Annotated in this window: 16 protein-coding genes; 1 reads left to right on the forward strand and 15 read right to left on the reverse strand. The window is 59.7% G+C overall.

The window, feature by feature from the left end; genetic code table 11:
- Nucleotides 1–13: 13 nt before the first annotated feature.
- From ispG to trmJ, 15 genes are all read right to left on the reverse strand, one after another.
- Nucleotides 14–1,123, reverse strand: coding sequence for a flavodoxin-dependent (E)-4-hydroxy-3-methylbut-2-enyl-diphosphate synthase (gene ispG / locus AC3WMV_RS07800; RefSeq protein WP_007964434.1), 1,110 nt, complete (start codon nt 1,121–1,123; stop codon nt 14–16).
- A 3-nt stretch (nt 1,124–1,126) separates the two neighbouring features.
- Entirely contained in the window at nt 1,127–2,164 is a 1,038-nt protein-coding gene (locus AC3WMV_RS07805; protein ID WP_103367343.1) for a RodZ domain-containing protein, read from the reverse strand.
- On the reverse strand, nt 2,164–2,922 hold the full coding sequence (pilW, locus tag AC3WMV_RS07810) for a type IV pilus biogenesis/stability protein PilW (protein WP_007964430.1): 759 nt from the start codon (nt 2,920–2,922) through the stop codon (nt 2,164–2,166). The genes AC3WMV_RS07805 and pilW overlap by 1 nt, the downstream gene beginning before the upstream one ends.
- A 12-nt stretch (nt 2,923–2,934) precedes the next feature.
- Nucleotides 2,935–4,083: a dual-specificity RNA methyltransferase RlmN gene (gene rlmN / locus AC3WMV_RS07815; protein ID WP_003227893.1), complete on the reverse strand. Its 1,149-nt coding sequence runs from the start codon at nt 4,081–4,083 to the stop codon at nt 2,935–2,937.
- A gap of 28 nt (nt 4,084–4,111) precedes the next feature.
- Entirely contained in the window at nt 4,112–4,537 is a 426-nt protein-coding gene (gene ndk, locus AC3WMV_RS07820) for a nucleoside-diphosphate kinase (protein WP_007964426.1), read from the reverse strand.
- An 88-nt stretch (nt 4,538–4,625) separates the two neighbouring features.
- A complete protein-coding gene (gene iscX / locus AC3WMV_RS07825; RefSeq protein ID WP_103367342.1) occupies nt 4,626–4,826 on the reverse strand; it encodes a Fe-S cluster assembly protein IscX in 201 nt (66 codons plus the stop codon).
- 14 nt (nt 4,827–4,840) lie between these two features.
- Complete coding sequence (fdx, locus tag AC3WMV_RS07830; RefSeq protein ID WP_007964424.1) at nt 4,841–5,182, reverse strand: ISC system 2Fe-2S type ferredoxin; 342 nt, start codon at nt 5,180–5,182, stop codon at nt 4,841–4,843.
- Entirely contained in the window at nt 5,182–7,047 is a 1,866-nt protein-coding gene (gene hscA, locus AC3WMV_RS07835; protein ID WP_103367341.1) for a Fe-S protein assembly chaperone HscA, read from the reverse strand. Before hscA ends, fdx begins: the two co-directional genes overlap by 1 nt.
- A gap of 51 nt (nt 7,048–7,098) precedes the next feature.
- The gene (gene hscB, locus AC3WMV_RS07840) at nt 7,099–7,620 is read right to left on the reverse strand and encodes a co-chaperone HscB (RefSeq protein ID WP_003227901.1); all 522 of its coding nucleotides are present in this window, start codon (nt 7,618–7,620) and stop codon (nt 7,099–7,101) included.
- 8 nt (nt 7,621–7,628) lie between these two features.
- Nucleotides 7,629–7,952, reverse strand: coding sequence for an iron-sulfur cluster assembly protein IscA (gene iscA, locus AC3WMV_RS07845; RefSeq protein ID WP_003227904.1), 324 nt, complete (start codon nt 7,950–7,952; stop codon nt 7,629–7,631).
- A 28-nt stretch (nt 7,953–7,980) separates the two neighbouring features.
- Nucleotides 7,981–8,367, reverse strand: a complete 387-nt coding sequence (gene iscU, locus AC3WMV_RS07850) for a Fe-S cluster assembly scaffold IscU (protein WP_003227907.1) — start codon at nt 8,365–8,367, stop codon at nt 7,981–7,983.
- 83 nt (nt 8,368–8,450) lie between these two features.
- Complete coding sequence (locus tag AC3WMV_RS07855; protein WP_007964423.1) at nt 8,451–9,665, reverse strand: IscS subfamily cysteine desulfurase; 1,215 nt, start codon at nt 9,663–9,665, stop codon at nt 8,451–8,453.
- Between the two features lie 50 nt (nt 9,666–9,715).
- Entirely contained in the window at nt 9,716–10,207 is a 492-nt protein-coding gene (gene iscR, locus AC3WMV_RS07860; RefSeq protein WP_007956690.1) for a Fe-S cluster assembly transcriptional regulator IscR, read from the reverse strand.
- Between the two features lie 239 nt (nt 10,208–10,446).
- On the reverse strand, nt 10,447–11,223 hold the full coding sequence (gene cysE, locus AC3WMV_RS07865; RefSeq protein WP_103367436.1) for a serine O-acetyltransferase: 777 nt from the start codon (nt 11,221–11,223) through the stop codon (nt 10,447–10,449).
- A gap of 3 nt (nt 11,224–11,226) precedes the next feature.
- Nucleotides 11,227–11,997 carry a tRNA (cytosine(32)/uridine(32)-2'-O)-methyltransferase TrmJ gene (gene trmJ / locus AC3WMV_RS07870; RefSeq protein WP_027612138.1) on the reverse strand — a complete coding sequence of 257 codons (771 nt, stop codon included), beginning with the start codon at nt 11,995–11,997 and terminating at the stop codon, nt 11,227–11,229.
- Between the two features lie 145 nt (nt 11,998–12,142).
- On the opposite strand from trmJ, the gene suhB reads away from it, so the two are divergent.
- The gene (gene suhB / locus AC3WMV_RS07875) at nt 12,143–12,961 is read left to right on the forward strand and encodes a type III secretion system regulator SuhB (RefSeq protein ID WP_003227916.1); all 819 of its coding nucleotides are present in this window, start codon (nt 12,143–12,145) and stop codon (nt 12,959–12,961) included.
- Nucleotides 12,962–13,102: the final 141 nt, after the last annotated feature.

A 13,102-nucleotide genomic window follows, 5' to 3' on the forward strand; every position in this document is an offset into this window, starting at 1 on the left:
CTTTCAGTCAGGCTCAGCCGCGCGCGATGACCGCTGCGTCAGCTTCGACCTTCTCGGCCGCTTTCTCGCGGATCAGCTTTTCCAGCTCGTCCACCAGATTGTCATTCGTCAGTTTCTGCGACGGCTTGCCGTCGATGTAAATCAGGTTTGGCGTGCCGCCGGTCAAGCCGATATGGGCTTCCTTGGCTTCGCCGGGGCCGTTGACCACGCAACCGATCACCGCGACATCCAGCGGCACCAGCAGGTCTTCAAGGCGCCCTTCCAGCTCGTTCATGGTCTTGACCACATCGAAGTTCTGCCGCGAGCAGCTCGGGCAGGCGATGAAGTTGATGCCACGGGAACGCAGATGCAAAGACTTGAGAATGTCGTAACCGACCTTCACTTCCTCGACCGGATCGGCCGCCAGCGAGATGCGGATAGTATCGCCAATCCCCTCGGCGAGCAGCATACCTAGGCCCACGGCGGATTTCACTGTGCCCGAACGCAATCCACCGGCTTCGGTGATGCCCAGGTGCAGCGGCTGGACGATTTCTTTCGCCAGCAGACGGTAGGCTTCGACGGCCATGAACACGTCGGAGGCTTTCACGCTGACCTTGAAGTCCTGGAAATTCAGGCGTTCGAGGTGCTCGACGTGACGCAGCGCGGACTCGACCAGTGCAGCCGGGGTCGGTTCGCCGTATTTCTTCTGCAGGTCTTTTTCCAGGGAACCGGCGTTGACGCCGATACGGATCGGAATCCCGCGGTCACGGGCGGCATCGACCACGGCACGCACCCGGTCTTCACGACCGATGTTGCCCGGGTTGATGCGCAGACAGTCCACACCCAGTTCGGCGACGCGCAGAGCGATCTTGTAGTCGAAGTGGATGTCGGCAACCAGCGGCACCTTGACCAGTTGCTTGATCCTGCCGAACGCCTCGGCGGCGTCCATGTCCGGTACCGAAACACGGACGATGTCGACGCCGGCGGCTTCCAGACGATTGATCTGGGCGACGGTGGCAGCCACATCATTGGTGTCGCTGTTGGTCATGCTCTGCACAGCGATAGGCGCATCGCCGCCAACAGGTACGTTACCGACCCAGATCTTGCGCGAAACGCGACGTTTGATTGGAGATTCGCCGTGCATGACTTATTGACCCAACTTCAGGCGAGCAGTCTCGCCACTGGTGAACGGAGCGATATCGACCGGTTGGCCGTTGTAGCTGACCTGTGCGGCGCGAGCCACACCCAGGCGTACCGCCAGTGGCGGCTTGCCGGAAACCGAAACGCTGTCGCCTTTATGTTTCAGACCGCTGAACAGCACTTTGCCGCGCCCATCGGTGACCTGTGCCCAGCAATCGGCGGTGAACTGCAGTTGCACCTGGCCGTCGCCAGCCGCTGGGACAGCTGCTTCTGCGGTCGGCGCAGGGGTAGCCGCTACCACTGGTGCGGTGACCGTCGGCGCTGGTGTGGCCGGGGCATTCGGTGCGGGAGTCGCCGGAGCAGCCACAACCGGAGCCGGTGTATGAACCGGTGCGGCTGGCGTGGTTGCAGCCGGGGCGGCGGGTGCGGTTGCCGGAGAAACCTGCTCGGCACCGGTCGATTCAGCGGTGGTTTCCGCTTGTGGCAGTGCCAGAGCTGTCGCGCCCTCGGCCTGACCTTCGGCCACGGCCTGGTCTTCCGGCTCGTCGATCGGGTGAATCTGTGTGGTGCCGTCGGCGCCTTCGACTTCAACGTGCTCCGGGGCCAGGCTGGTCACGTCCTTGCTGCGCTGCGACGTCTGATCCTGCCACCAGACGAAACCGCCGCCGATGACCGCGATCAGCAACAGCAGGCTGACGATGCGCAAAATAGTGTGTGAAACCCGTACTGGCTCTTCGATACGGCCCAGCGCATGCACGTTGCTGCCCTGGGAGTCGGTGCCGGTGGACTGGTCGAATTGCTGAACCAGAACAGTCTGATCCATCCCGAGCAATTTGGCATAAGCGCGAATGTAACCGCGAGCGAAGGTATGCCCCGGCAGCTTGTCGAAAGCGCCAGCTTCAAGATTGCTCAGGGAAGTCACGGTGAGGTTGAGCTTGAGGGCCACTTCGGCCAGCGACCAGCCATTGCTTTCGCGGGCCTGGCGCAAAGTCTCACCGGGATTAACGCGAGTCGCTGCTACAACTTCGGGATGCGCCGCTTTCATCATTGCTCCGACAGGTATTGCTGATATTCCGGCGTACCGGGATAGAGTCGTTTTAATTGCAGGCCATAACTGGCGGCCTTGTCGCGATCTTCAAACACTTTTGCCAGCCGAACGCCGAGCAATAGACTACGTGCATTTTGCTCGGTTAGCAGGCTGAAACGGTCGTAATAGTCACGCGCGGGCACATAATGCCTGTCTTCGAAGGACAACTCAGCCATTTCCAGCAAAGCGCGCGGTTGTTGACGGTTCAGCCGCAGGGCTTTTTCCAGTTGCTGCTGTGCCAGATCCCGCTGACCGAGTTTCGAGGCGGTCATGCCGAGGTTCTCGAAGACTCGCGAACGCTCAGGATACAGGGTATCGGCGGCTGCCTGCTCAAAACGCTCGTAGGCTTCCTTGTAACGCTGTTCTTCGTAGAGAAAACTGCCGTAGTTATTGAGGATTCGTGCATCGGTGGGACGCGAGGACAGGGCTTTGCGGAAATGTTCGTCGGCCAGCTTCGGCTCCATTTCGGCCTGGAACACCAGGCCGAGGGCAGCGTTGGCATCAGGATCGGAGCCGTCCAGCTCCAGCGCTTTCTTCAGCGGCACCTTGGCGCGCTCGGTCATCCCTTGCTGCAAGTATCCCAGTCCCAGCTGCACGTAGGCGGCACGCGCTTCGTCGCGGCCCTTGCTGGTCTTCATCGGGTTGTAGTCACCCGACAGGACACAACCAGCACACAGGCTGGCCATCAGCAACAGCAGCGCAAAGCGCAGGGACATAGAGATCCTCTCTTAGTTAGTGTTCGCGGCGTTCTGTGCCAGATCGCTGTCGGCGCTCAACTCGCGCACGGCGATGTAACGTTCACTGCGACGGGTGCGATCCAGCACCTGCCCTACCAATTGACCACATGCGGCGTCGATGTCTTCACCACGGGTGGTGCGGACAGTGACGTTAAAGCCGGCCTGATGCAACTGATCCTGGAACCGACGAATGGCGTTGTTGCTCGGCCGCTCGTAACCGGAATGCGGGAACGGGTTGAACGGAATCAGGTTGATCTTGCACGGAATGTCTTTGAGCAGCTCGATCATTTCCACGGCGTGCTCAAGCTTGTCGTTGACGTCCTTGAGCAAGGTGTACTCGATGGTCAGCACGCGTTTCTCGCCCAGGGCGGACATGTAGCGCTGGCACGACTCGAGCAGCATCTTAAGCGGATATTTCTTGTTGATCGGCACCAATTGGTTACGCAATGCGTCATTCGGTGCGTGCAGGGACAACGCCAGGGAGACGTCGATGTGCTTGGCCAGCTCATCGATCATCGGCACCACGCCCGAAGTGGACAGGGTCACGCGGCGCTTGGAGATCCCGTAACCGAGGTCATCCATCATCAGATGCATGGCGGCCACGACGTTGTCGAAGTTCAGCAGCGGTTCGCCCATGCCCATCATCACCACGTTGGTGATGGCGCGGTCGATGGTGGCGGGAACACTGCCGAAGGATTTGTTGGCAATCCACACCTGACCGATGACTTCGGCGGCGGTGAGGTTGCTGTTGAAGCCTTGCTTGCCGGTGGAGCAGAAACTGCAGTCCAGGGCACAGCCTGCCTGGGACGAAACGCACAGAGTGCCGCGTTTGCCCTGAGGAATGTAGACGGTCTCGACACAGCTGCCGGACGCCACGCGCACCACCCACTTGCGGGTGCCGTCGCTGGAAATGTCCTCGCTGACCACTTCGGGACCACGGACCTCAGCAATAGCCTTGAGCTTGTCGCGCAAGGCCTTGCTGACGTTCGTCATGGCGTCGAAATCATCGACGCCAAAGTGGTGAATCCATTTCATTACCTGACCGGCACGGAAACGCTTCTCCCCGATTGAGTCGAAGAATTTTTCCATTTCCGGCTGGGTCAGACCCAGCAGGTTTGTTTTAACAGTCGATGTAGTCATGGATTCACCTTCACTCTTAAAGCAATGCTTAGCGAGTGGTTACTTCAGTAGCTGCGAAGAAGTACGAGATTTCGCGAGCAGCAGCGGCTTCGGAGTCCGAACCGTGAACGGCGTTGGCGTCGATCGATTCAGCGAAGTCAGCACGGATGGTGCCGGCAGCAGCTTCTTTAGGGTTGGTAGCGCCCATCAGCTCACGGTTCAGAGCGATAGCGTTTTCGCCTTCCAGAACCTGAACAACAACAGGACCGGAGATCATGAAAGCAACCAGGTCGCCGAAGAAACCGCGCTCTTTGTGCTCAGCGTAGAAGCCTTCAGCTTCGGCTTTGGACAGCTGCTTCAGTTTCGAAGCTACAACGCGCAGGCCTGCTTTTTCGAAACGAGTGGTGATCTCGCCGATGACGTTTTTTGCAACAGCGTCAGGCTTGATGATGGAGAAAGTACGTTGAACAGCCATGGTGTAACTCCAGAAACGGTAATTTGCGAAAAATTAAACCCGCGAATTATACGCGGGTTCTTGGGTATTGCCTAACCTGCGAGGACGATCAGTCGACTTCATCGATCCAGAGTGCCTGAACCGCTTCCAACACCTTCTCGCCGACACGGCCAGAGGTGTTGTCGAAGTCAGGCAATTCCATGATCCATCGCTGCAGGTCGACGAAATTGACAGAAAGCGGATCTACATCCGGCTTGGCTTCGGCCAATTCTTCTGCAATGCGTTGAACATCATTCCAACCGTAGCTCATGACAGTCTTACCAGTCAGTGCGGCGCTTCGGCCGCATGGTTAAGCGAATATTTCGGAATCTCGACGGTGATGTCTTCTTCACCAACGATAGCCTGACAGGCCAGACGCGATTGCGCCTCCAGACCCCAGGCGCGATCGAGGAAGTCCTCTTCCAGCTCGTCCGCCTCTTCCAGCGAGTCGAAACCCTCGCGGATGATGCAGTGGCAAGTGGTGCAGGCGCAGACGCCGCCGCAGGCGCTTTCCATCTCGATGTGGTGTTCGTGAGCCAGCTCGAGAATCGAAGTGCCGGGCTCGGCCTCGACCACCATGCCTTCAGGACAGAACTTCTCGTGGGGCAGAAAAATGACCTGCGGCATCAGATATCCTCGATTTCATTCAGATTGCGCCCCGACAGAGCGGCTTTCACCGTCAGATCCATGCGGCGGGCAGCAAAAGCATCGGTCACTTGCGACAGACGCTTGGTCTGCTGCTCGATGGCGTAACCATCAGTGCCTTTCATCAGTTCGGCCAGTTCCTGCATCTGCAGCTCGATGACCATGCGCTCCTCGGAGTCGAGCAAACGCTCGCCATCAGCCTCCAGAGCACCTTGCACCGCTTCGATCAGGCGCTGGGCATCGACTTGCTGTTCGCGCAGAACTCGGGCGACCTTGTCGTCATTGGCGTGCTGGAACGAGTCCTTGAGCATCTTGGCGATTTCGCCATCAGTCAGGCCGTAGGACGGCTTGACCTGAATGCTCGCTTCAACGCCCGAACCCAGTTCACGGGCCGAAACGCTGAGCAGACCATCGGCATCGACCTGGAAGGTCACGCGAATCTTCGCCGCACCAGCCACCATCGCCGGAATGCCGCGCAATTCGAAGCGCGCCAGGGAGCGGCAGTCGCTGATCAGCTCGCGCTCACCCTGCAGCACATGGATCGCCATGGCCGACTGGCCGTCTTTATAAGTAGTGAAGTCCTGCGCACGGGCGACCGGGATGGTGGTGTTGCGCGGAATCACCTTCTCCATCAGCCCGCCCATGGTTTCCAGCCCAAGGGACAGTGGAATCACGTCGAGCAGCAGCAGTTCGCCGCCATCGCGCTTGTTGCCAGCCAGCGTATCCGCCTGGATCGCGGCCCCGATGGCCACCACTTGATCCGGGTCGATTTCGGTCAGTGGCTGACGACCGAAGGCTTCGGCGACGGCTTCACGAACGCGCGGCACACGAGTCGAACCACCGACCATGACCACGGCATGCACGTCTTCCAGCTCAATACCGGAATCACGCACAGCGCGGCGACAGGCTTTCAGGCTGCGAGCAACCATCGGCTCGATCAGCGCATCGAAGGCTTCGCGGGTCAGCTGCGCTTTCCAGTCACCGTAGGCGACTTCAACGCTGGCCGCATCGGTCAGGGCTTCTTTGGCCGCGCAGGCGGTTTGCAGCAGATTGCGTTGTGCGCCCGGGTCGAGATCGGCAGACAGGCCGGCGCTCTCGATAATCCAGCCGGCAATCGCGTGATCGAAGTCATCGCCGCCCAGCGCGCTGTCGCCGCCGGTGGCCAGCACTTCGAAAACACCGCCAGTCAAACGCAGAATCGAAATATCGAAGGTTCCGCCGCCCAGGTCGTAGATTGCGACCAGACCTTCGGCGTGTTGATCCAGGCCATACGCCACGGCGGCAGCGGTCGGCTCGTTGAGCAGACGCAGCACATTCAGACCGGCGAGTTTCGCCGCATCCTTGGTGGCTTGGCGCTGCGCATCGTCGAAATACGCCGGAACGGTGATCACCGCACCGACCAGCTCGCCACCCAGGGTCGCTTCAGCACGCTGACGCAAAACCTTGAGGATATCGGCAGAGACTTCGACCGGGCTTTTCGGACCTTGTACGGTGTCGATGAACGGCATGTGCGATTCGCCGCCGACAAAGCGGTATGGCAGTTGCTCGCCCAATTGCTTGACGTCGGACAAACCACGCCCCATCAGGCGCTTGACCGACAGCACAGTATTCAAGGGATCGGAGGACGCGGCCAGCTTGGCCGATTCGCCAACCTCGACGCGGTCGGCGTGATAACGCACGGCGGACGGCAGGATGACCTGCCCGTCAGCGTCGGCCAGTGGCTCGGAAAGACCACTGCGCAACGCAGCGACCAGCGAATTGGTAGTGCCCAAGTCGATTCCCACAGCCAGACGACGCTGGTGCGGTTGAGGACTTTGGCCGGGTTCGGCGATCTGCAGTAGGGCCATCGTGATCAGGACTTATCTGTATATCAGGCGTGCGACCGGAGCGGCACTGGGTTAATCGTCGAGGCGCTCTTCTAACTGGCGCACTTCGTAGGTGAGCTTGTCGAGGAACTGCATGCGCCGCATCAGGCGTTCGGCCTGTTCGCGTTGCGCTGCATCATCCCAACAGGCTGCGAAGCTTTCGTTCAACTGTTCCTGAGCCACCTTCAGGCGCCGCTTGAATACCGCGACACCGTCGAGGTCGGCGCTGTCCTGGAGGTCTTCGAGCTCTTCGCGCCACTGCATCTGCTGCAAAAGAAACTCGGGGTCATGGACCGTGACTTCCATCGGCACTTCATGCCCGCTGATGGTCAGCAGGTAGCGTGCACGCTGGGCAGGACTCTTGAGCGTCTGGTACGCGTCGTTGAGCCGCGCAGACTGCTCGAGCGCTGAGCGCTGCTCGCGCTCGGAAGCGTCGGCAAAGCGGTCAGGATGAACACCGCGCGCCAACTCACGGTAGCGCGTGGCCAACTGCTCGAGATCCAGGCGAAAGCTCGGTTGCAGCTCGAATAAAGCGAAATGACAAGGAATACCCACGACAAGCCTCAGATGTTGAAGCTTTCGCCGCAGCCACATTCACCGCGTACGTTGGGGTTGTTGAACTTGAAGCCTTCGTTCAACCCTTCCTTGACGAAATCGAGCTCGGTGCCGTCCAGGTAAGCCAGGCTTTTCGGGTCGATGATCACTTTCTCGCCGTGACTTTCGAACACCTGATCCTCGGCAACCACCTCGTCGACAAACTCCAGCACGTAGGCAAGGCCGGAACAGCCCGTGGTGCGAACACCCAGACGAATCCCTTCACCTTTGCCGCGCCCGTCGAGGGAGCGTCGCACGTGTCGAGCAGCCGCTTCTGTCATGCTGATAGCCATCGTTGACTCCTTACTCGTCGCGCAATGCTTAGATCAAGCCTTTCTTCTGCTTGTAGTCGCGAACAGCCGCTTTGATAGCGTCTTCAGCGAGTACCGAGCAGTGGATTTTCACTGGCGGCAGAGCCAGTTCTTCGGCCAGCTGAGTGTTCTTGATGGTCTCGGCTTCGTCCAGCGTCTTGCCCTTCATCCACTCGGTGGCCAGGGAGCTGGAAGCGATTGCCGAACCGCAGCCATAGGTCTTGAACTTGGCGTCTTCGATAACGCCTTGATCGTTGACCTTGATCTGCAGACGCATCACGTCGCCGCACGCCGGAGCGCCGACCATACCGGTGCCGACATCCGGGTCTTCCGCGTTCATCTTGCCGACGTTGCGCGGGTTTTCGTAGTGGTCGATGACCTTTTCGCTGTAAGCCATGGTGCTTAATCCTCACTCATCAGAGAGTCGCTCTTTAAGCCCTGCAACCTGGGGTCGCAGGGCCGGTTCGCGGCGACTTGAAATCAGTGTGCCGCCCACTCGATTTTCGAAATGTCGACACCGTCTTTGTACATGTCCCACAGCGGCGACAGAGCGCGCAGCTTGGTAACGGCCTCGCAGACTTTCTGCGCGGCGTAGTCGATTTCTTCTTCGGTGGTGAAACGGCCGAAGGTGAAACGGATCGAGCTGTGTGCCAGTTCGTCGTTGCGGCCGAGGGCACGCAGCACGTACGAAGGCTCCAGGGACGCCGAGGTGCAGGCCGAACCGGACGATACCGCCAGATCCTTGAGCGCCATGATCAGCGACTCGCCTTCAACGTAGTTGAAGCTCAGGTTCAGGTTGTGCGGAACGCGGGCGGTCAGGCTGCCGTTGACGTACAGCTCTTCCAGATGCTCGACCTGCTTGTAGAAGCGGTCGCTCAGGGCTTTGATACGCACGTTTTCGGCAGCCATGTCTTCCTTGGCTACACGGAACGCTTCGCCCATGCCGACGATCTGGTGGGTCGCCAGCGTGCCGGAACGCATGCCGCGCTCGTGACCGCCACCGTGCATGGTCGCTTCGATGCGCACACGCGGCTTGCGGCTGACGTACAGCGCGCCGATGCCTTTAGGGCCGTAGGTTTTGTGGGCGGAGAACGACATCATGTCGACTTTCAGCTTCTGCAGGTCGATGTCGACCTTGCCGGTGGACTGAGCCGCGTCAACATGCAGCAGAACGCCCTTGGAGCGGGTCAGTTCGCCGATGGCAGCGATGTCGTTGATGGTGCCGATTTCGTTGTTCACGTGCATCACCGACACCAGAATGGTGTCTTCGCGCAGTGCCGCTTCGATCATCGCCGGGGTGATCAGACCGTCTTCAGTCGGCTCGAGGTAGGTCACTTCGAAACCTTCACGCTCCAGTTGGCGCATGGTGTCGAGAACGGCCTTGTGTTCGATCTTGCTGGTGATCAGGTGCTTGCCTTTGGAGCCATAGAAATGCGCCGCACCCTTGATCGCCAGGTTGTCGGATTCGGTGGCACCGGATGTCCAGACGATTTCACGCGGGTCAGCGTTGACCAGGTCGGCCACCTGACGACGGGCGTTTTCGACGGACTCTTCAGCTTTCCAGCCGAACACGTGGGAACGGGACGCCGGGTTACCGAAGTTTCCGTCGACCAGCAGGCATTCACTCATCTTTTGCGCAACGCGCGGATCGACCGGGGTGGTCGCAGAGTAATCAAGGTAAATCGGCAATTTCATGGACTATCTCCTAAATCAGGCTGGCTGGCGTGCCGCTAGCTCTTTGGCTGTCATTCGACGGCGGACGCTTCAATCTTGTCCAGGCGCGGCGCCTTGCCATTGCAACGACGCTGATCCTGACGCTGGGCCACTTCCTGCACCTCACGGCGAGTTACGAGGTCGGCCAAGCTGATACCGCTGAGAAATTCGTGAATCTGCAGGCTCAGGTCGCACCACAGGTGATGAGTCAGGCAGGTGTCGCCGGAGTGGCAATCGCCCTGGCCTTGGCACTTTGTAGCATCGACCGATTCGTTGACCGCATCGATCACCTGAGCCACCTGGATGCCCTGCATGTCGCGTGACAGCTGGTAGCCACCGCCTGGACCGCGAACACTGGAAACCAGGTTACTGCGGCGCAGCTTGGCGAAAAGCTGTTCGAGATAGGACAGGGAGATGCCTTGGCGCTCGGAGATATCGGCCAGGGACACCGGCCCGTGCTGCGCGTGCAACGCCAGGTCAAGCATGGCGGTCACGGCGTATCGGCCTTTTGTAGTCAGTCGCATGGACAATTACCACGGAGTTCGGAATGGGCGGGAGTATGCAATTCCCGAGCATTTAAGTCAACTATAAGACCTAGTGCTTTAGTCAGGTTTACCCGCAAAAGAGCGCGCGCATCATAGCAAAGGCTGGCGGCGTACAGCCAGCGCAACCGCGAGATCGTTCTTCGCGAGCAGGCTCGCTCCCACATTGGAAAGCATTCACCAGCGGGAGCGAGCCTGCTCGCGAAACGCGGCGCCCCGGTTTAGCTGGCCCGGCTCTGATCCTTGCCCTTCACGCAGGCAAAGTCTTCTTCGCGCAGCTCAGGCAGATCTTTCGCACAGTAATTACTGCCCAGATCCTTCAGCGCGCCGCACATCCCTTCCAGCCGTCCATCCACCGCTTGCAGGTGATCGAGCAACTGACCGATGGCACGGGCCACCGGATCGGGCATGTCTTCGCTGACACCATAAGCATCGAAGCCGATCTTCTCGGCCATCGCCTTGCGCTTGGCGTCCTGCTCTTCATCGGTTTTGACGATGATCCGCCCCGGAATCCCCACCACTGTGGCGCCCGGCGGCACTTCCTTGGTGACCACTGCATTGGAGCCGACTTTCGCGCCAGCCCCCACCGTGAATGGACCGAGCACTTTGGCACCAGCACCCACGACAACTCCATCACCCAGCGTCGGGTGGCGCTTGCCCTTGTTCCAACTGGTGCCGCCGAGGGTCACGCCCTGATAAATAGTCACGTCATCGCCGATCTCGGCGGTTTCACCAATAACGATGCCCATGCCGTGGTCAATGAAAAAGCGCCGACCAACTTTGGCACCCGGATGAATTTCGATCCCGGTCAACCAGCGACCGAAGTTCGACACCAGCCGCGCCAGCCATTTCAGCTCGTTGCGCCACAGCATCCCGGCCAAGCGATGAATCCAGATCGCGTGCATACCGGGGTAGCAGGTCAGGACTTCAAAAGCGTTACGCGCCGCCGGGTCTCGATGGAATACGCTCTGGATATCTTCACGCAAACGCTCAAACATCATTCAGTCCTTCCGCTTAAGAAGCTCACCACGGGCCGCTTTCTGGGTTTCCGTGAGGATGCCACGCAAAATATTCATTTCCGCCCGGCTGACCGAGCTGCGTCCGTACAATCGGCGCAGACGCGCCATCAAGTGCCGAGGCTTTTCCGGATCGAGGAATTCGATGGCAACCAGCGTCTGCTCCAGATGCTCGTAAAAGCGCTCCAGCTCATCCATGGTCGCGAGCTCGGCGCTTTTCACCGAGGCCACTTCTTCTTTCTCGATCTTGGTCGGCTGCCCTTGAGCGGCCAGCCAGGCCATGCGCACTTCGTAGCTCAACACCTGCACCGCCGCCCCGAGGTTCAACGAGCTGAACTCAGGATCGGAGGGGATGTGCACGTGAAAGTGACATCGCTGCAGCTCCTCGTTGGTCAGGCCGGAGTCTTCACGACCGAATACCAAAGCGATTTGCGCGCCCTGCCCCGCCTCCTCGACCACCTTGCTCCCGCATTCGCGGGGATCGAGCAGCGGCCAGGGAATGCGCCGGTCACGGGCGCTGGTGCCGAGCACCAGATTGCAGCCGACCAGGGCGTCTTCCAGGGTGGCGACGACCTGGGCGTTTTCAAGGATGTCACCGGCACCAGAAGCGCGGGCATCGGCTTCGTGGTGCGGAAACAACCGCGGTTCGACCAGCACCAGCCGCGACAGACCCATGTTTTTCATGGCGCGCGCGGCCCCGCCGATGTTGCCGGGGTGGCTGGTATTGACCAGGACGACACGAATGTTCTGCAGCAAGGGAGGCGCTCTCGGACACAGGAAAGGGGTGCAAATCTTACAGAACAGCCTACCGTTAAGCTATGAAAGCGAACAGCGACCTTCACCTGAAGAAAAGTTCTGATAGAATGCGCGGCTTTCTTTAACAACCTTAGGTGACACATCCATGCAGCCCATGCTGAATATCGCGCTGCGCGCCGCCCGCAGCGCCAGTGAACTGATCTTCCGCTCCATCGAGCGCCTGGATACCATCAAGGTCGACGAAAAAGACGCCAAGGATTATGTATCCGAGGTCGATCGCGCCGCCGAACAGAAAATCATCGATGCTCTGCGCAAGGCTTACCCGAATCACTCGATCCAGGGTGAAGAGACCGGCATGCACGTCGGTAACGGCATCGAAGGCGAAGAGTACCTGTGGATCATCGATCCACTGGACGGCACCACCAACTTCCTGCGTGGCATTCCTCACTTTGCCGTCAGCATTGCCTGCAAATACCGTGGTCGCCTGGAACACGCTGTGGTTCTGGACCCGGTTCGCCAGGAAGAATTCACCGCCAGCCGTGGTCGCGGCGCTCAACTGAACGGTCGTCGTCTGCGCGTCAGCGGTCGCACCAGCCTCGACGGCGCTCTGCTGGGCACTGGCTTCCCGTTCCGTGACGACCAGATGGACAACCTCGACAACTACCTGGGCATGTTCCGCGCCCTGGTTGGCCAGACTGCCGGCATCCGCCGCGCCGGCTCCGCCAGCCTGGACCTGGCCTACGTGGCTGCCGGTCGTTTCGACGCGTTCTGGGAATCGGGTCTGTCCGAGTGGGACATGGCTGCAGGCGCCCTGCTGATTCAAGAAGCTGGCGGCCTGGTGAGCGACTTCACCGGCGGTCACGATTTCCTTGAAAAAGGCCACATCGTTGCCGGCAATACCAAATGCTTCAAGGCAGTACTGACGGCGATCCAGCCGCACCTGCCGGCTTCGCTGAAGCGCTAAGCTTCCTGCGAAACGCAAAAAGCACCCTTCGGGGTGCTTTTTTTATGCCTGCGATTTCAGCCTCCACTCGAATCCACTGTGGGAGCGGGCTTGCTCGCGAAGGCGGCGCGTCAGCCAACATTAATTCTGGATGGTAGACCG

The sequence above is a fragment of the Pseudomonas sp. FW305-3-2-15-E-TSA4 genome (genome assembly GCF_058787295.1).

Coding starts and splice junctions, on each gene's coding strand:
- AC3WMV_RS07805 (WP_103367343.1), bottom strand. CDS start 2,164: ATGAAAGCGGCGCATCCCGAAGTTGTAGCAGCGACTCGCGTTAATCCC.
- iscU (WP_003227907.1), bottom strand. CDS start 8,367: ATGGCTTACAGCGAAAAGGTCATCGACCACTACGAAAACCCGCGCAAC.
- ndk (WP_007964426.1), bottom strand. CDS start 4,537: ATGGCTGTTCAACGTACTTTCTCCATCATCAAGCCTGACGCTGTTGCA.
- AC3WMV_RS07855 (WP_007964423.1), bottom strand. CDS start 9,665: ATGAAATTGCCGATTTACCTTGATTACTCTGCGACCACCCCGGTCGAT.
- hscA (WP_103367341.1), bottom strand. CDS start 7,047: ATGGCCCTACTGCAGATCGCCGAACCCGGCCAAAGTCCTCAACCGCAC.
- ispG (WP_007964434.1), bottom strand. CDS start 1,123: ATGCACGGCGAATCTCCAATCAAACGTCGCGTTTCGCGCAAGATCTGG.
- suhB (WP_003227916.1), top strand. CDS start 12,143: ATGCAGCCCATGCTGAATATCGCGCTGCGCGCCGCCCGCAGCGCCAGT.
- pilW (WP_007964430.1), bottom strand. CDS start 2,922: ATGTCCCTGCGCTTTGCGCTGCTGTTGCTGATGGCCAGCCTGTGTGCT.
- rlmN (WP_003227893.1), bottom strand. CDS start 4,083: ATGACTACATCGACTGTTAAAACAAACCTGCTGGGTCTGACCCAGCCG.
- iscR (WP_007956690.1), bottom strand. CDS start 10,207: ATGCGACTGACTACAAAAGGCCGATACGCCGTGACCGCCATGCTTGAC.
- fdx (WP_007964424.1), bottom strand. CDS start 5,182: ATGCCGCAGGTCATTTTTCTGCCCCACGAGAAGTTCTGTCCTGAAGGC.
- cysE (WP_103367436.1), bottom strand. CDS start 11,223: ATGTTTGAGCGTTTGCGTGAAGATATCCAGAGCGTATTCCATCGAGAC.
- iscX (WP_103367342.1), bottom strand. CDS start 4,826: ATGAGCTACGGTTGGAATGATGTTCAACGCATTGCAGAAGAATTGGCC.
- iscA (WP_003227904.1), bottom strand. CDS start 7,952: ATGGCTATCAGCATGACAGAAGCGGCTGCTCGACACGTGCGACGCTCC.